We start from the raw sequence: 16,950 nt of genomic DNA on the forward strand, positions 1-16,950 counted from the left end.
GAGTCCGCCCTCGTCGCTCCAAGCCGGAACCGTGGGCGCGTTCGGCCGGTCCGACGTCGCGCGAGTACGCGATGGGGTAGCACGAACGGCGGGTCGACGATGGTGGTCGGTCGAAACCCACGGGCTCGACCGGCCCGTTAACTGATAACAAGACTTTAGAATCTCGCCACTGACGTCATACCAATGTTCGACGAGGACGACCTGCGCGAGATACGTGCCGAGCGCGAGCGGTGGGAGGACGAGACGCTCGACCCGGCACTCGACGCTCACGGCGAGCGCAAGGAGCGCTTCGCCACGGTGTCGAACCACGAGGTCGACCGCCTCTACACGCCCGAGGACGTCGCGGACCTCGACTACGACGACGACGTCGGCTTCCCCGGCGAACCCCCCTACACGCGGGGGCCGTACCCGACGATGTACCGCGGGCGGACGTGGACGATGCGCCAGTTCGCCGGCTTCGGCACCGCAGAGGAGACCAACGAGCGCTTTCACTACCTCATCGAGGAGGGCCAGACGGGACTGTCGACGGCCTTCGACATGCCGAGTCTGATGGGCCTCGATTCGGACGACCCGATGAGCATCGGCGAGATAGGGAAAGAGGGCGTCGCCGTCGACACCCTGCGCGACATGGAGATCCTCTTCGACGGTATCGACGTCGGCGAGGTCTCGACCTCCTTCACCATCAATCCGAGCGCGCCCGTCGTCTACGCGATGTACATCGCGCTGGCCGACCAGCAGGGCGTCCCCCGCGAGCGGATTCGCGGCACCCTCCAGAACGACATGCTCAAGGAGTTCATCGCCCAGAAGGAGTGGGTCATCCCCCCCGAACCGAGTCTCGACCTCGTCACCGACACCGTCGAGTACGCCGTCGAGAACACCCCGAAGTTCTACCCCGTCTCCGTCTCGGGCTACCACATCCGCGAGGCCGGCTCGACCGCCGCCCAGGAGGCCGCCTTCACGCTCGCCGACGGCTTCGCCTACGTCGAGGCGGCCCTCGACCGTGGCCTCGACGTCGACGAGGTCGGCCCCATCCTCTCGTTCTTCTTCAACTCCCACAACTCCGTGCTGGAGGAGGTGGCGAAGTTCCGCGCCGCCCGGCGCATCTACGCCCGCGTGATGGCCGAGCGCTACGACGCGACGACGGACGAGGCCAAGCGCCTGAAGTTCCACACCCAGACCGCCGGCCAGTCGCTCACCGCACAGCAACCGCTCAACAACATCATCCGCGTCACGCTGCAGGCGGCGGCCGCCGCCATGGGCGGCACCCAGTCGCTGCACACCAACAGCTACGACGAGGCGCTCGCGCTCCCCTCCGAGGAGGCGGTGCGCATCGCGCTTCGCACCCAGCAGATCATCGCCGAGGAGTCGGGGCTCGCCGACATCGTCGACCCACTGGGTGGGAGCTACGCCGTCGAAGCACTGACCAACGAGATGGAGGCGGAGGTGATGACCTACATCGACGAGATAGCGGAGATGGGCGAGGGCTCCATCCGCGACGGTATCCTCCGGGGCATCGAGGAGGGGTACTTCCACCGCGAGATTCAGGACGCCGCCTACGAGTACCAGGAACGCGTCGACAGCGGCGAGGAGACGGTCGTCGGCGTCAACAAGTACACCACCGACGGGGAGGCGGACACCGACATCCTCCACGTCAGCGACGAGGTGGCCGACCGCCAGCTCGCCCGCCTGGAGGAAGTGAAGGACGAGCGTGACGACGAGCGCGTCGAGGAGACGCTCGCGGCCCTCGACGACGCCATCCAGTCCGGCGAGAACACGATGCCCTACGTCATCGACGCCGTGAAAGCCTACGCGACGATGGGCGAGATAATGGACGTCTTCGAGGCCGAGCACGGCAGCTACACCGAGACCGTCTCGCTCGCGTGAGCCTCCGGGGGGACCACCGTTCCTCCGGCCGAGTCGACACGACCCGGACCGACGCGATGTCGGTCCGGTGCGGACCCGCCGAACCGCCCTCCGTGCTACTGTTATGCGTGGTTCGTTAACCCTATTATCACGGCAGTAAACGACTAGCGTGGTGACAGTAGTTCATGGTCGAACCGGAGGAAAGTAAGCTCGAATCGCGGCTGCGAGAACAGGAGTACTTCCGGCCGTCGTCGAAGTTCGTCGGACAGGCAAACGTCAGCGACCCGGCCGTCTACGACCGGTTCGACGAGTTCCCGGGGGGGTTCGAGGAGTACGCGGAACTCCTCGACTGGGACGAGCACTGGGACCAGGTGCTCGACGCGTCGAACCCGCCGTTCTACGGCTGGTTCACCGGGGGGAAACTGAACGCGTCGTACAACTGCATCGACCGCCACCTGGAGGAGCGCAAGGACCAGACGGCGCTGCTCTGGGAGGGTGAACACGGCGAGGTGCGCCGCATCGCCTACCAGGACCTCTACCGGGAGGTGAACGAACTGGCCGCGGCGCTCCGGGCGGCGGGCGTCGAGGAGGACGACGTGGTGACGCTGCACCTGCCGATGGTGCCGGCACTGCCCATCACGATGCTCGCCTGCGCGCGCATCGGCGCACCCCACAGCGAGGTGTTCGCGGGCTTCTCCGCGAGCGCGCTCGCCGACCGGGTGGACAACGCCGACTCCGAGTACGTCGTCACCATCGACGGCTACTACCGCCGCGGCGAGTTCCTCGACCACGTCGAGAAGGCCGACGCCGCGATGGAGGAGGTCGACGGCGACCCCGAGGTGCTCGTCTGGTCACGGCACGACGAGGTCCACGAGGACGTCGAGGTGAGCGACGACTACACGCTCGTCTCCGACCTGCTCGAGGAACACGACCGCGAGACGGTCGAACCCGTCCCCCGCGACGCCGAGGACCCGCTGTTCCTCATGTACACGTCCGGGACGACCGGCAAGCCGAAGGGCTGCCAGCACCGGACCGGGGGGTACCTCTCGTACGTCACCGGCACCTCGAAGTACGTCCTCGACCTCAAGCCCGAGGACACCTACTGGTGTGCCGCCGACATCGGCTGGATTACGGGCCACAGCTACATCGTCTACGGGCCGCTCGCGCTCGGGACGACCAGCGTGATGTACGAGGGTGCGCCCGACTTCCCGCACAAGAGTCGCATCTGGGAGATCGCCGAGAAGTACGACGTCGACGTCTTCCACACCTCGCCGACCGCCGTCCGGCAGTTCATGAAGTGGGGTCCCGAGTACATCGAGGGCTACGACTTCGACTTCCGGCACATGACGACGGTCGGCGAACCCATCCAGCCCGAGGCGTGGCTCTGGTACTACAAGCACATCGGGGACGAGGAGGCCGTCATCGTCGACACCTGGTGGCAGACCGAGACGGGCGGCCACCTCATCACGAACCTGCCCGCGCTGGAGGACATGAAGCCGGGCAGTGCGGGACTGCCCGCCCCGGGTATCGACCCCGCGCTCCTCGACGACGAGGGCGAGGAGATAGAGCCCGCCACCGGACAGGCGGGCAACCTCGTGATCAAGCGCCCGTGGCCCGGGATGCTCCAGACGGTGTACGGCGACGACGAGCGCTTCATCGACGAGTACTGGGTCGACTTCTCGGACACCGACAGCGACGACTGGCGCGACTGGAACTACAAGGCCGGTGACGGCGCCGTCCACGAGCGCGACGGCTACTTCCGCATCCTCGGACGCCTCGACGACGTGATGAACGTCGCCGGGCACCGTCTCGGGACGATGGAACTCGAATCCGCCGTCTCCGAGGTTGAGGACGTCGCCGAGGCGGCCGTCGTCTCCCGGGAACACGCCGAGAAGGGCGAGGTGCCCGACGTGTACGTCATCCTCCGCGAAGGCGTCGAGGAGAGCGAGGAGGTCCGCGGACGCATCGTCGGTGCCGTCGAGGACGAGATCGGCAAGTTCGCCCGCCCGGCGAACATCGTCTTCGTCGACGACCTGCCGAAGACCCGGTCGGGGAAGATCATGCGTCGCCTGCTCGAGAACATCTCGAACGACGACGAACTCGGGGACACGACCACCCTGCGTGACCCGAGCGTCCCCGAGACCATCCGCGAGCGCGTCCAGGGCGACTGACCGCGTCGCTCGACGCCTCGACGACTCGATTTTTTCAGGGGTCAGTACTCGTCGGCGTATCGGTCGGAGACGTACACGATGGCGAACAGCACCACGCCGAGGACCACCGCCAGCGTGATGGCCCCGTAGAGGGCGACGCCGAGGGAGGTCCCGGGTAACTGGAGGAAGCCGAACAGTCGCGGGTCCCAGTCGCCGGGACGGACGATAGGCAGGATGTACCCGAGGCCGCCGGCGAAGGCGACCACGATGAGATAGAGGATGACCACCGTCGTGCGGCCGCCGAGCTGCGTGACGTCGTCGCTCACGAATCGACGTACGGAACGGCAGGGGATTACCCTTTTGAACCGCGCGCCCGAACCGTCCACATGGGACAGAAGGAACTCATCCTCCTCATTCTCGTCGGCATCGCGCTGTTCATGTTCGCGAGCGGCATCATCCTCGTCATCAACAGCCTCTGACCCTCGAATCGAGCGCCGAACGCGCCACACGCCGCGATTCGTCCGGCCGCCGGATGCCCTCGCGCTCGTCGTCCGTCCTTTGCTATCCGAGGCGAAGCGCCGTCCGTGCGCAGTCGAAGCGCTCCAGAGCGGGATCGAAGGCTGCGCCTCGACGCCGTGAGAAACCGCGCGACAAAATCGAGAGAATCCGCGGCCGTGCGTCTCAGTCGTCTTCGTCGACCTGGCCACCGTCGGTCGCCAGTTCCTCGTCCTCCTCGCCGCCGTCCGTGACGGCGGTCCGGATGCGGCGGTCGTTCCAGACGAACTCGCGGCCGCGCATGCCGAGGTCCTTGAGGTCCCAGGGGTCCTCGCCGGCGACGGGGCCCTCGTACCACGACTGGACGAAGTTGTAGAGCCAGACGATACCTCCGAAGAGCATCAGGAACGCCCCGAGGCTGGCGGCGACGTGCAGCGCCTGGACCATGTCGAGGGCGACGAGTTCGCCGTCGAAGACGTAGGTGGCGTACCGGCGGGGCATCCCCTCGTAGCCCAGCAGCAGCATCGCCAGGAACGTGATGTTCGTTCCGATCATCCACGTCCAGAAGTGGACCTTCGCGAGCGTCCGCTGGTACATCCGACCCGTGAACATCGGGTACCAGTAGTAGAGCCCGGCGAAGCCGGCGAACGCGATGGCGCCCATCACGATGTAGTGGAAGTGACCCACGACGTAGTAGGTGTCGTGGAGCACGAGGTCGACGGGGACCGCCGCCAGGAACACGCCCGTGACGCCCCCGAGGATGAAGTTCTGGACGAAACCGATGCAGAACAGCATGGGCGCCGTGAGGCGAATCTTCCCGTTCCACATCGTCGTAATCCAGTTGAACACCTTCACTGCGCTCGGTATCGCGATGGCGAGCGAGACGGCCATGAACGAGGCGCGGATACGCGGGTCGATGCCCGTCGAGAACATGTGGTGGGCCCACACGCCGAAGGAGAGCACACCGATGGCGAGCGTCGAGTAGACGACGAACTTGAACCCGAAGAGCTTCCGTCCCGAGAACTTCGGCAGCACGTAGCTCACGATGCCCATGGGGGGCAACACGAGGATGTACACCTCGGGGTGGCCGAAGAACCAGAACAGGTGTTGATAGAGGATGGAGCCACCGCCGTCGACGGTGAAGAAGGTGGTCCCGAAGTTCCGGTCGAGCAGCAGCATGATGAGCACGCTGCCGAGCAGCGGGAACGAGAACAGGATGAGTCCCGACTGGGTGAGCATCGTCCAGCTGAAGATGTCGAGGTTCGCCCAGTTGACGTCGTCACCGGCCTCGGTGAAGATGGTCGCGATGAAGTTGATGGCGCCCATCGTCGCCGAGACGCCGGTGAGGTGCAACCCCAGCAGCATCATGTCGGCGCCCGTCCCGGCGACCGTCCCGGCCTCCTGTTCGATGGACAGCGGTGTGTACATCGTCCAGGAGGTCTGGGAGGGGTCGACGCCGAGCGGCAGGAGGAGGAACCCAGCCCAGACGAGGAGGGCACCCGGCGGCAGGAGCCAGAACGCGATGGCGTTGATGCGCGGGAACGCCATGTCGTCGGCCCCGATGAGCAGCGGAATGAGGTAGTTCGCGAAGGCGGCGATGATGGGTGTCCCGAAGAGGAACAGCATCGTGATGCCGTGGGTGGTGAGCAGCCCGTTGTAGAGGTTCTCACCCTGGCCCGCGCCGATGGCCTCCGCGATCGGCGTCAGCACGTCCATCGCCGGCGTCAGCAGTTCGGTTCGCATGAGGATGACGGCGAGACCCCCCCAGACGAACGCGATGACGGCGTACGCGCCGTAGAGCATCCCGATGTCCTTGTGGTCGACCGTCGTCAACCAGCGGATGAGCCCCGCCGGTTTCTCCTCCGAGACGTACCCCGACTCCTCGCCGTACCCGCCGCCACCGGCCAGCGGCGTGTACGAGCGCCAGTCCTCCACGCGAGTGAGCGTCACCGCGACCGCGGCGAGGAACACCCCCATGAGAACTGTCAGCGCAAGCTGTGCTGAAACGTCCATACATTTCCTGAGTACCGGGGGATTAGAAAGGTTGTGTTCGCGTTCCGAGTCGGGGGACGGCGGCGGCGTCGACGCGCGTCTAGGCGAGGGTGAGTCGTATCCCATGGACCCCCCGATCGGAGGGTCCAGCGCGGAGGCGAAGGGTTACTCGGCGTGCTCCGAGTCGGTCGTCGCGGTGTCGGTGTCCGTGCTCGTGTCTGTGGTGTCGGGGTTACTCTCGCCCTCGTCGGCGACGCGTTCGACGACGCCGGAGTCGCGAGCCTCCAGTTCAGCCTCCGACTCGGCGATGGCCTTCCCCGCGTAGTAGGTGAGGATGGCCAGCGCGACGAACGGGAGGACCAGCAGCGCCATCTGGATGGTCGTGTCGACCGCGTTGTACCCGAAGGGGCTGACCGCGGCGAACACGACCACGAAGAACACGATGATGAATAACGGAATCACGTTCACCGAGAGGTCGAGCAGGGTCTCCCGGTCGAAGACGTCCGGTGCCATGGTCGAACGTCGGTCGGGCGTCCTAAATAGTGTACTGATTCCCCGCCCGGGTCAGAGCGCGTCGACGTCCCGCTCCATGAACTGCGCCGCCTGGCTCCCGACCAGCGCGATGAGGCCCGCGAAGGCGACGGAGACGCCCCGCTGGATGACCCCGTTCTGGAGCAGTTCGGCGGTCAGCGTGTCGAGCGCCGCGCCGACACCCTCGAACGGGAGGAGCTGGGTGCCGACCAGCAGGAGGCCGAGCGCGACCAGCAGGCCGCCGATGAGCGCGAGCGTCCCCCACGGTCGCTCGGCGTAGCCCGACTCCTGGATGATGCCGGCGACGCTCCCCGAAAAGAGCAGGAGGCCGCCGACGGACAGCGGAATGATGTTGAGCAGAACGCCCAGTTCGGAGATGACGAACCCGAGCGCCACGAACAGTGGCCACGGACTCGACATCCGGTACTGGTCGCTCAGTCCCGGTTGGTCGTCCATGGTGGAACGGACGGGACACGCGAACAAAGGAGCGTCGGAACGCGGGTCGAAGACGAAAGCCGAGAGAGGGAGAGCGAAGAGCGAACGTCTCGGGTCTCAGGCGAACGTCCGCGAGACCTCGTCGTTCTCGTCGCCGTCCTCCTGCTGGATCTTCTCCCAGGCGGCGGTGAAGTCCTCCATCTTCACCTCGGTGCGGTCGTCGCGGATGGCGAACATCCCCGCCTCCGTACAGACCGCCTTCACGTCGGCGCCGCTGGCGCCCTCGGTGGCCTCGGCGAGGGTGGCGAAGTCGACGTCGTCGGCGATGTTCATGCTCCGGGTGTGGATCTGGAAGATGATTTCGCGGCCCTCGGCGGCCGGCTTGGGCACCTCGATGAGGCGGTCGAAGCGGCCGGGGCGGAGGATGGCGCGGTCGAGCATGTCGAAGCGGTTCGTCGCCGCGATGATGGATATCTGCCCCCGGTCGTCGAAGCCGTCCATCTCGGCGAGCAGTTGCATCATGGTGCGCTGGACCTCGGCGTCGCCCGACGTCTTCGAGTCCGTCCGTTTCGAGGCGATGGCGTCGATCTCGTCGATGAAGATGCGGAGCCGGCCATCTTGATGAACGTCGCGTCCGTCTGGTTGGCGACGGCCTTCGCGAGCATCGTCTTGCCCGTGCCCGGCGGGCCGTACAGGAGGACGCCCGCCGGCGGTTCGATGCCCACGTCGGAGAACATCTCCGGGCTGGTCAGCGGCATCTCGACGGTCTCCCTGACCTCCTCTATCTGCTCGTCGATACCGCCGATGTCGGCGTAGGAGACCTCTGGCTTGCGCTCGACCTGCATGACGCGCGCCCGCACGTCCGTCTCGTTCTCGAGGGTCTTGACGATGGACAGCGAGTTGTTCACCGCCACGCGGCTGTCGGGTTCGATCTGCGCGCGCATCTCGTCGGTGACCTCGGTAAGGGCCTCCTGGTTGTTTCCGTGCTGCTTGATGATGACGCCGGTATCGGTGAGTTCCTGGACGGTGGCGACGAACAGCGGCGACTGCTTGAGCTTCTTGTTCTCGTGGGTCAACCGCTCCAGTTTCTGCTGGTACTTGTTGTTCTCGGCGTTGGCGTCGAGGAGCTTGTCGCGCATCTCCTCGTTCTGCCGTTCGAGAACCTCGAGACGCTCGCGGAGGACACCGATTTTCTCTTGCTGTGACGCGTCGTCGTCGTACGGGAGGTCGACGTCGTCAACAGTGTCAGTCATTGGACCCGTGTAGTACGTGCGCTCATAAGAGGCTTCGGGTCGGTACAACCCCCGTCAATCCGCCCGAAGACGCCCCGACGGCGACGGATTGAGATTACCCGGCGCCCACATGATAATTAGCCATGGTAATTTTGTTTTGCGAAATATTATTAGTCAGCATCCAGAAACGGAGGTATGAGCACGACGTGCGACGCGGAGGCCGCGGGGAGCGGATGGGAGCCGGTGCGCGACCTGCCGCCGAGCGCGAAGCTGGTGGCGAAGGTCCTCGAGTACGACGGTCCGCTCACCCAGCGGGAACTCGCCGAGGAGACGCTGCTGCCGACGCGCACGGTGCGCTACGCGCTGACCCGACTGGAGGAGGTGGAGGCTGTGGCCTCGCGCGTGTCGTTCACCGACGCCCGAAAGCGCATCTACACGCTCGACATCCACGAGCCCTAGACCGTTTCTCGTCGTCCACCGAGGGGTCACTCGACGCGAATCGTCTCGACGAGCGGAGAGCGAGGTGGTAGAGACTGTCTACCGATAGCCATCAACAGACCAACAGGAAAATACAAGTTTCATAACTATCCTCTTCGATACCCCCAACCGAACTAATGGCCAGCGCTGTCATCTCCATCGACGCGGAACTGGCGTGGGGGTTCCACGACCACGAGGACCCGCCCGCCCACGAGCGTCGGCGCATGGCCGCCGGACGGAGCGGGTGGGGTGAACTCGTGGGGTTGCTCGACGAGTTCGACCTCCCCGCGACGTGGGCGGTCGTGGGCCGACTCTTCCTCGACGAGGCCGAAGAACGCATCACTGCCGCCTACGCCTCTGACGGTGGCGTCCCCGTCGACCCCGCGTCGCTCCCCGGCGGGAGCGACCGCTGGTACGGCAGCGACCTCGTCGAACGGGTCCGCGACGCCGACGCGGACCACGAGATCGGCTGTCACTCCTTCACCCACCTCGACTTCACCGACCCCGAGACGACCGGCGCGGTCGCGCGCGCCGAACTGCGCGCCTGCCGCGAGGTCGCCGAGGACCACGGTATCGACCTCGAGTCGTTCGTCTACCCGCGCAACCGCATCGCCCACCGCGACGCCCTCGCCGAGAACGGTTTCACCTGCTACCGGGGGCGCGAACCGGGGCGGTGGTACGACGGTACGCCCCTGCGCGCGGTCGGGAAGTTCGCCTCCTACGCCGGCGGCCTGACCGCCCCGCCGGTCGTCTCGCCGACCGTCGACGAGTACGGTCTCGTGAACGTCCCCGCCTCGCTCCACCTGTTCGGCTTCGAGCGCCACGCGCGACGACTCGTCCGGCCGTTCACCCGCCAGCCGGTCGTCCAGCAGGCGAAACTCGGCCTGGAGCGCGCCGTCGAGGAGGACGGCGTCTTCCACGTCTGGTTCCACCCGAACGACCTGATGGGGCCGGAGGAGATCGGCCGCGTCCGGGCGGTGCTCGCCACCATCGAGGTCATGCGCGAGCGCGGCGACATCACCGTCGAGACGATGGGCGAGGTCGCGGACCGGACGCTCGCATGAGCCACGGGGACGACTACACCGTCCGCCCGTACGACGGCGACCGTGAGGGGTACCTCGACCTCTACGAGACGGTCTTCGGCGCGCGCAAGAGCCGCGAGTGGTTCGCCTGGAAGTACGAGGACAACCCGTACGCCGACCACGTCCCGATATACGTCGCCCAGCGCGACGGCGAGGTCGTCGGCGCGCGCTCGTTCTTCGGCCTCGAACTCCGGGCGGGCGAGCGCACCTACACGACGCTCGAACCGTGCGACACGATGGTTCACCCCGACCACCGTCGACGCGGCCTGTTCACCCGGATGACCGAGCGCGCCATCGAGCGCTACGCCGACGACGGCCTCGACCTCTTCTTCGACTTCCCCAACGAGCAGTCGCTCCCGGGGAACCTCAAACTCGGCTGGCGGGTCGTCGAGACGGTGACGACGCACTACCGCGTCCAGCACCCCGGCGCCCTCGCGCCGGTCGGCGAGGAGAGCCTCGTCGGGCGCGCCCTCGACGCCGCGGGGGCGACGGCGATGGACGCCTACTTCGGCCTCCGGGGACGGCGCGTGCGTCGCCTCGGTCGCGACGTGACCGTCTCGCACTACGACGGGGTGCCGGCGGACCACCTGTGCCCGCTGTACGAGTCGCACGTCCCCAAGCGGTTCCACGCCAACCGCGACGAGACGTTCTACGGCTGGCGCTACGACAACCCGGAGTACGACTACACCACCTACCTCGCGCGCCGGGACGGCGAGGTGGTCGGCGCGGCGGTGGTCGGTGAGAGCGCGGCGAAGGGCGTCGCGAACGTCCTCGACGTCCATCCCCTGACCGACCGGGCGGCCAACGCACCCGTCTACGCCGCCCTCCTGCGCTCGCTCCTGCAAGACGTCTCGGCGATTCCGCTGGTCGCGCTCCGCGACGGCGTCGTCCCCCCGCGAGTGCTCTCCGGGTTCGGCTTCCACCCCGACACCGCCCTCCCGCTCTCGAAGCTCACGGAACCGGCGACGCTCGTCGCCCGTCCGCTCGAGGACGAGTGGACGCTCGACGGCCGCTCGCTGACGGACCCCCGCGACTGGCAGGTCTCCATCTGCGAGAAGGACACGGCCTGAGCCCCCCGACGGGACGAACCTTCTTATACGACGACGGACCCACCGACGGTATGGCAGACCCGACGGCCGTCAAGCGCGCGCTCGCCCGACTGGCCGCGCCCCACGAGGCGGACCGGACGGTGGTCGAGCGGGCCGACGCGGCCCGACGGGACCTCGAGCGCGCCGCGACGTTCGTCGAGCGCGTCGGCCTCCCCCGCCTCCGCCGGGCGGTCGACCGTCTCGACGGCGCGGAGCGAGGAATCGCGCGGGGACGAGACGACGAGCGGGGACGGGACGCCGAGGTGGGACGGGCGGCGCTCGCCGCGTTCGAGCGCTATCGGGCCGTCGCCCGCGGCGAGCGTGGGCGTGAGCGTGAGCGTGAGCGTGACCACTTTCGCTCCGCTCGCGCAACCGATTTAGGACCGGACAGTAAACGGGTGAACAGATGACGCGCGTGATACACACCGGGGACACGCACATCGGCTACCAGCAGTACCACCGTCCCGAACGCCGGGCGGACTTCCTCGCCGCGTTCGAGCGGGTCGTCGACGACGCCGTCGCGGACGGTGTCGACGCCGTGGTCCACGCCGGCGACCTCTTTCACGACCGCCGGCCGGACCTGACGGACCTCCTCGGGACGCTCTCCGCGCTGCGACGCCTCGACGACGCCGACGTCCCCTTCCTCGCCGTCGTCGGGAACCACGAGGGGAAACGCGACGCCCAGTGGCTCGACCTCTTCGCCTCGCTCGGCCTCGCGACCCGCCTCGACCGCCGCCCCCGGGTGGTCGGACGGACCGCGTTCTACGGCCTCGACTTCGTCCCCCGCTCCCAGCGCGACGCCCTCGACTACGAGTTCGCCGACCACGACGCCGACCACGCCGTCCTCGTGAGCCACGGGTTGTTCACCCCCTTCGACTTCGGCGAGTGGGACTCGGCCGAACTGCTCGCCGCGTCGACCGTCGACTTCGACGCGCTGTTGCTCGGCGACAACCACGCCGCCGAGCGCGCACAGGTCGAGGGCGCGTGGGTCACCTACTGCGGGTCGACCGAGCGCGCGAGCGCCGCGGAGCGCGACGACCGGGGGTACAACATCGTCGAGTTCGACGACGCGGGACTCTCCATCACCCGTCGGGGGCTCGACACCCGCGAGTTCGTCTTCGTCGACGTCGACCTCGCGCCCGGCGAGGGCGTCGAGCGCGTCCGCGAGCGCGTGAGCCAGCACGACGTCGAGGACGCCGTCGTCATCGTCACCATCGAGGGCGACGGCGAGCGGGTCACGCCCGCCGAGGTGGAAGCCCACATCGACGAGCGTGGGGCACTCGTCGCCCGGGTGAACGACCGCCGGGAGTTCGAGGAGGTGACCGAGGTGTCGGTGAGCTTCGCCGACCCGGACGAGGCCGTCGCGGAACGGGTCCGTGACCTCGGCCTCAGCGCGGCCGCCCGCGACATCGACGAGGTGGTCCGCGCGAGCAAGACGCCGGACTCGAAGGTCGCGGACGAGGTCCGGTCGGCCGTCGAGGCGGCGCTCGAAGCCGGCGAGACGGACCGCTTCGAGCGCGCGGCGGTGGACGACTCCGAGGACGAGCGCGAGGGGTCGGGCGCTCCGTCGACGACCGACGACGCCGAACCGGTCGACGAGACCCCGCCCACCGAGGACGCCGGGGCCGAGGCGACCGACGACGGGAGCGAGGACGCCGAGGCCGCGCCCGCGACGAGCGAGGGAGGCACCGAGACCGTCGCGACGGGCGACGGCGGCACCGACGACACGACCGACCAGCAGTCCTCGATGGGTGACTTCTGATGCGCTTCGAGCGCGTCCGGCTGTCGAACTTCAAGTGTTACGACGACGCCGACCTCGGCCTCGACCGGGGGGTGACGGTCATCCACGGGCTGAACGGCAGCGGGAAGTCCTCGCTCCTGGAGGCGTGTTTCTTCGCGCTCTACGGCGCGACGGCCCTCGACACGACGCTCGACGAGGTGGTCACCATCGGCGCTGACGACGCGACGGTCGAACTCTGGTTCGTCCACGGGGGCGAGCGCTTCCACCTCGAACGCCGGGTCCGCGTGAGCGGCGAGCGCGCCCAGACCGCCACCTGCGTCCTCGAGACCCCCGAGGGGACGGTCGAGGGCGCCCGCGACGTCCGCGCACACGTCACCGACCTCCTCCGGATGGACGCCGAGGCGTTCGTCAACTGCGCGTACGTCCGCCAGGGCGAGGTGAACAAGCTCATCAACGCCTCGCCGGGCGAGCGCCAGGACATGATAGACGACCTCCTGCAACTCGGCCGACTGGAGGAGTACCGCGAGCGCGCCAGCGAGGCGCGCCTCGGCGTCAAGCGCGTGCGAAACGAGAAACGCGCCGTCCTCGAGGACGTCGAGACGCGCGTCGCGGAGAGGGAGGAGGAGGACCTCCACGCCCGGCTGAACGACCTCGAATCGCGGCTGAAGGAACGTCGGGCGAAACTGGAGCGGTACGAGGAGCAACGCGAGAAGGCGGCGTCGACGCGCGAGGAGGCGGAGCGGGTGCTCGAGCGCCACGAGGAGACGCGACAGCAGTTAGCGGCGCTCCGCGAGGACGTCGACGACCTGCAGTCCGACATCGCCGAGGCCGAGCGCGAACGCGACGCCCGCCGCGAGGCCATCGCCGAGCGACGCGAACGAATCGCCGACCTCGAATCGGCCGCCGAGGAGGCCATCGAGCCGACGGCCGTCGAGGCGGTGGACGAGGATGCCATCGCGGCGCGACGCGAGGCGCTCGACGAGCGACGCGAGGAACTCGCGGAGGAGGTGAGCGAGCGCCGCATGCAGGCCCAGGCGTTCGGCAACCAGGCGGACCGTCTCGCCGACCGGGCGGCGGAACACGAGTCGCAGGCGAGCGAGCACCGCGAGCGCGCCGACACGCTCGAGAGCGAGGCCGACGACGCGGCGGCCGCACTCGAGACGCGCCGGGAGACGCTGGCCGAACTCGAGGAGGAGGCGACGGCACTCCGCGAGCGGTTCGCGGACGCTCCAGTCGACGTGGGGGAGGCGAGCGCCGAACGCGACGCGCTGCGCGAGGAGCGCGAGGACCTCCGGGGGGACATCGCGGACCTGGAGGCGACGCGCGACGCGACCGAGGAGCGCCTCGCGGAAGGGAGGCGGCTGCTCGAAGAGGGGAAGTGCCCGGAGTGTGGTCAACCCGTCGAGGACTCGCCGCACGTCGAGTCGCTCTCCGAGTTCGAGGCGCAGGTCGAAGACATCGAGGCGGGCCTGGCGGCGAAGCGCGAGTCGCTCTCGGAGCTCGAGGCGCGTCTCGAGGAACTGGGCGACCTCGCCGACGCCGAGGACCGCCTCGACGAACTCGGGACGAAGCGGTCGCTGCTCGAAGAGCGCGTCGAGGAGCGCCAAACGGAGGTAGAGGAGAAACGCGAGCGTGCCGAGGCGAAGCGCGAGGAGGCGGCGACCCTCGACGAGCAGGCGAGCGAGAAGCGCGAGGTGGCCGAGGCGAAGCGCGAGGAGGCCGCCGCCGAGCGCGAGGAGAGCGAGGCGCTGACCGAGGAGCGCGACGACCTGACGGCCGAGCGCGAGGGGCTCGACGCGGCGCTCGACCGCCTCTCGGACGTCGCCGACGAGGAGGCGGCGATAGAGAACCTGCGCGCGGAGCGCGAGCACCTCGCGGAACTGAACGACCAGCGCCGCGACCGCCTCGCGGAGAAGCGCGACCGTCGCTCGGAACTCGAGGCCGAGTTCGACGAGTCGAGCGTCGAGGCGGCACGCGAGCGAAAGCGCGACGCGGAGGCGTACCTGGAGCAGGTCGAGCCGGCCATGGACGAGTTGCGCGAGGAACGCGACCACCTCGTCGGCCGCATCGAGCGCACCAGAGGCGAACTCTCGGACCTCGAGGACCTGCGCGCGACGCGCGACGACCTCGCGGCGACCGTCGACCGCCTCGACTCGCTGTACGAGGAGACCGAGTCGCTCCAGGCGATGTACGCGGACCTGCGCGCGGACCTCCGCCAGCGGAACGTGACGAAGCTCGAGGGGCTGCTCAACGAGACGTTCGACCTCGTCTACCAGAACGACTCCTACGCCCGCATCGAACTCGACGGCGAGTACGAACTCACCGTCTACCAGAAGGACGGCGAGCCGCTCGACCCCGAACAGCTCTCGGGCGGCGAGCGCGCGCTGTTCAACCTCTCGTTGCGCTGTGCCATCTACCGGCTCCTCGCCGAGGGTATCGAGGGGACTGCGCCGTTGCCGCCGCTCATCCTCGACGAGCCGACGGTGTTCCTCGACGCGGGACACGTCTCCAAGCTGGTCGAACTCGTCGAGTCGATGCGGCGCGTCGGCGTCGAGCAGATTGCCGTCGTGAGCCACGACGAGGAACTCGTCGGTGCGGCCGACGACCTCGTCCGCGTCGAGAAGGACCCCACGACGAACCGCTCGACGGTCACCCGCGACGAGGCGGCGCTGGCGTCGGCCGTGCGGTCGGCCGCCGACGCCTCCTCGGGCGACTGAGCGAACGGCTCAGGCCGAGTCGTCGGTCCGTTCGCGGAGCGCGACCAGCGCCCGGCGCGCGTCGTCGGTCGTGTCGTAGCCCGGTTCGCCGACCACGTCGGCGCGTTCGACCAGTCCCGCGGCGCGGAACTCCGTGAGGAGTCCGAGGGTGTCGCTCTCGCAGAGGTCGTAGGCGGCCATCAGGTCGCGAACGGCGAGCGGGCCGCGACGGTCGACTTCGAGCAGGAGTCCGAGCGCGCGGTCGTCGCGGACGGCGGCGAGCAGTCGGCGGAGGGCCGGCGGCACCTCGCGGGCGGCGGTTTCGAGCGGCGACTCGCCGTCGACGTCCGTGAGGCGGTCGTTCCTGACGTAGCGCTCCTCGCCGGTCTCGGGGTCGCGCACGAGCGAACTCTCGCCCGAGCGCTTGAGCAAGAGGTAGCGGGTGCCGTCGTCGTCGCGGAGGGTGCGCATGGGAGGGAGGTAGGACGTGCGGGGAGTTAGTCGCGTCCCTCGGCGGGTGCGTCGTCGGGAGGGTCGGTCGGTGGGTCCGTCGCCCGTCCCCGGTGGCGGCGGTAGCGACGGTAGCCGAACCCGAGCGCGAGGAGGCCGACGAGGAGCAGGGGCGCCCCGAGGTCGACGTCACCGTCGAACGCGAGGAGCATGGCGCCGACGGCGCCCGCGTACAGGCCGACCTTCGCGAGGGCGACCACGGCCCAGAAGGCGTTGAACGTCTCGCGGTCGAGGTCGATGTCCGAGAGGTCGTCCGGAGTGGTGTACTCCACGCGCGGGCCGAGGCTGTCGGGGTCGAACTCGTCGGGTTCGTCCGGCCAGGGGTCGCGGTCCCCTTCGTCCTCCTCCAGTGGGTCCACGCGCCGAGTAGGGCCGGCCGGCAAAAAGACTCCCCGGTTACAGCGCGTCGTCGAGTCGCACCGTGTCGCGCGCGAGTATCCACGCGAGGGGGTTCTGGGCGTCGTAGAACACCAGCCCTTCGTCCGTCTCGTAGGTCTCGGTCGTCTCGACGGCCTCCGAGACCCCGGGGTCGGGGCGGTCCGCGGCAACCGACTCTGCTTCCGACGGGACATCGTGGTCGGCCATGGTCGTAGACGGGTGGTATGCCATATCATAGTAAATGCTTTGCGGCAGCGGAGGTTTCGGGGGGGAGAGCGAC

At 68.4% G+C, this 16,950-nt stretch carries 15 protein-coding genes and 1 pseudogene; 8 read left to right on the top strand and 8 right to left on the bottom strand.

Features of this window, described 5'->3' with window-relative positions; genetic code table 11:
* The first annotated feature begins 183 nt into the window (after positions 1-183).
* Both P1Y20_RS06670 and acs read left to right on the top strand, forming a co-directional pair.
* On the top strand, positions 184-1,884 hold the full coding sequence (locus P1Y20_RS06670) for an acyl-CoA mutase large subunit family protein (protein ID WP_304447883.1): 1,701 nt from the start codon (positions 184-186) through the stop codon (positions 1,882-1,884).
* A gap of 164 nt (positions 1,885-2,048) precedes the next feature.
* Positions 2,049-4,034, top strand: coding sequence for an acetate--CoA ligase (gene acs, locus P1Y20_RS06675; protein ID WP_304447884.1), 1,986 nt, complete (start codon positions 2,049-2,051; stop codon positions 4,032-4,034).
* Between the two features lie 41 nt (positions 4,035-4,075).
* Here the strand turns inward: acs and P1Y20_RS06680 are convergent, their stop codons facing one another.
* The 5 genes and pseudogenes from P1Y20_RS06680 to P1Y20_RS06700 form a co-directional block, all read right to left on the bottom strand.
* The gene (locus tag P1Y20_RS06680) at positions 4,076-4,339 is read right to left on the bottom strand and encodes a DUF7520 family protein (protein ID WP_304447885.1); all 264 of its coding nucleotides are present in this window, start codon (positions 4,337-4,339) and stop codon (positions 4,076-4,078) included.
* A 355-nt stretch (positions 4,340-4,694) separates the two neighbouring features.
* Entirely contained in the window at positions 4,695-6,521 is a 1,827-nt protein-coding gene (locus tag P1Y20_RS06685) for a cbb3-type cytochrome c oxidase subunit I (RefSeq protein WP_368662137.1), read from the bottom strand.
* Positions 6,522-6,665: 144 nt separating this feature from the next.
* Complete coding sequence (locus tag P1Y20_RS06690; RefSeq protein WP_304447886.1) at positions 6,666-7,013, bottom strand: DUF6684 family protein; 348 nt, start codon at positions 7,011-7,013, stop codon at positions 6,666-6,668.
* A gap of 51 nt (positions 7,014-7,064) precedes the next feature.
* On the bottom strand, positions 7,065-7,487 hold the full coding sequence (locus P1Y20_RS06695) for a DUF7541 family protein (RefSeq protein ID WP_304447887.1): 423 nt from the start codon (positions 7,485-7,487) through the stop codon (positions 7,065-7,067).
* A gap of 96 nt (positions 7,488-7,583) precedes the next feature.
* Positions 7,584-8,719: pseudogene (locus P1Y20_RS06700) on the bottom strand (proteasome-activating nucleotidase).
* A gap of 174 nt (positions 8,720-8,893) precedes the next feature.
* Between P1Y20_RS06700 and P1Y20_RS06705 the strand changes: the two are divergent.
* The 6 genes from P1Y20_RS06705 (at position 8,894) to rad50 (ending at position 15,803) form a co-directional block, all read left to right on the top strand.
* Complete coding sequence (locus tag P1Y20_RS06705) at positions 8,894-9,157, top strand: MarR family transcriptional regulator (protein ID WP_304447888.1); 264 nt, start codon at positions 8,894-8,896, stop codon at positions 9,155-9,157.
* Positions 9,158-9,312: 155 nt separating this feature from the next.
* Complete coding sequence (locus P1Y20_RS06710; RefSeq protein WP_304447889.1) at positions 9,313-10,239, top strand: polysaccharide deacetylase family protein; 927 nt, start codon at positions 9,313-9,315, stop codon at positions 10,237-10,239.
* On the top strand, positions 10,236-11,327 hold the full coding sequence (locus P1Y20_RS06715) for a GNAT family N-acetyltransferase (protein WP_304447890.1): 1,092 nt from the start codon (positions 10,236-10,238) through the stop codon (positions 11,325-11,327). The genes P1Y20_RS06710 and P1Y20_RS06715 overlap by 4 nt, the downstream gene beginning before the upstream one ends.
* A 50-nt stretch (positions 11,328-11,377) precedes the next feature.
* Positions 11,378-11,755: a DUF7966 family protein gene (locus P1Y20_RS06720; RefSeq protein ID WP_304447891.1), complete on the top strand. Its 378-nt coding sequence runs from the start codon at positions 11,378-11,380 to the stop codon at positions 11,753-11,755.
* Positions 11,752-13,107, top strand: coding sequence for a DNA double-strand break repair protein Mre11 (gene mre11, locus P1Y20_RS06725; RefSeq protein ID WP_304447892.1), 1,356 nt, complete (start codon positions 11,752-11,754; stop codon positions 13,105-13,107). The genes P1Y20_RS06720 and mre11 overlap by 4 nt, the downstream gene beginning before the upstream one ends.
* Complete coding sequence (gene rad50, locus P1Y20_RS06730) at positions 13,107-15,803, top strand: DNA double-strand break repair ATPase Rad50 (RefSeq protein ID WP_304447893.1); 2,697 nt, start codon at positions 13,107-13,109, stop codon at positions 15,801-15,803. The genes mre11 and rad50 overlap by 1 nt, the downstream gene beginning before the upstream one ends.
* Positions 15,804-15,812: 9 nt before the next feature.
* On the opposite strand, the gene P1Y20_RS06735 is transcribed toward rad50, so the two are convergent.
* Genes P1Y20_RS06735 through P1Y20_RS06745 form a run of 3 tightly spaced genes read right to left on the bottom strand, consistent with a single transcriptional unit; the run spans position 15,813 to position 16,877 of the window.
* On the bottom strand, positions 15,813-16,253 hold the full coding sequence (locus P1Y20_RS06735; RefSeq protein WP_304447894.1) for a DUF7346 family protein: 441 nt from the start codon (positions 16,251-16,253) through the stop codon (positions 15,813-15,815).
* A gap of 26 nt (positions 16,254-16,279) precedes the next feature.
* A complete protein-coding gene (locus tag P1Y20_RS06740; protein ID WP_304447895.1) occupies positions 16,280-16,651 on the bottom strand; it encodes a DUF7322 domain-containing protein in 372 nt (123 codons plus the stop codon).
* A gap of 37 nt (positions 16,652-16,688) precedes the next feature.
* On the bottom strand, positions 16,689-16,877 hold the full coding sequence (locus tag P1Y20_RS06745; protein ID WP_304447896.1) for a DUF7331 family protein: 189 nt from the start codon (positions 16,875-16,877) through the stop codon (positions 16,689-16,691).
* Between the last annotated feature and the right edge of the window lie 73 nt (positions 16,878-16,950).

Origin of the sequence: Halomarina ordinaria (genome assembly GCF_030553305.1) — an archaeon.
Classification (GTDB): Archaea; Halobacteriota; Halobacteria; order Halobacteriales; family Haloarculaceae; genus Halomarina; species Halomarina ordinaria.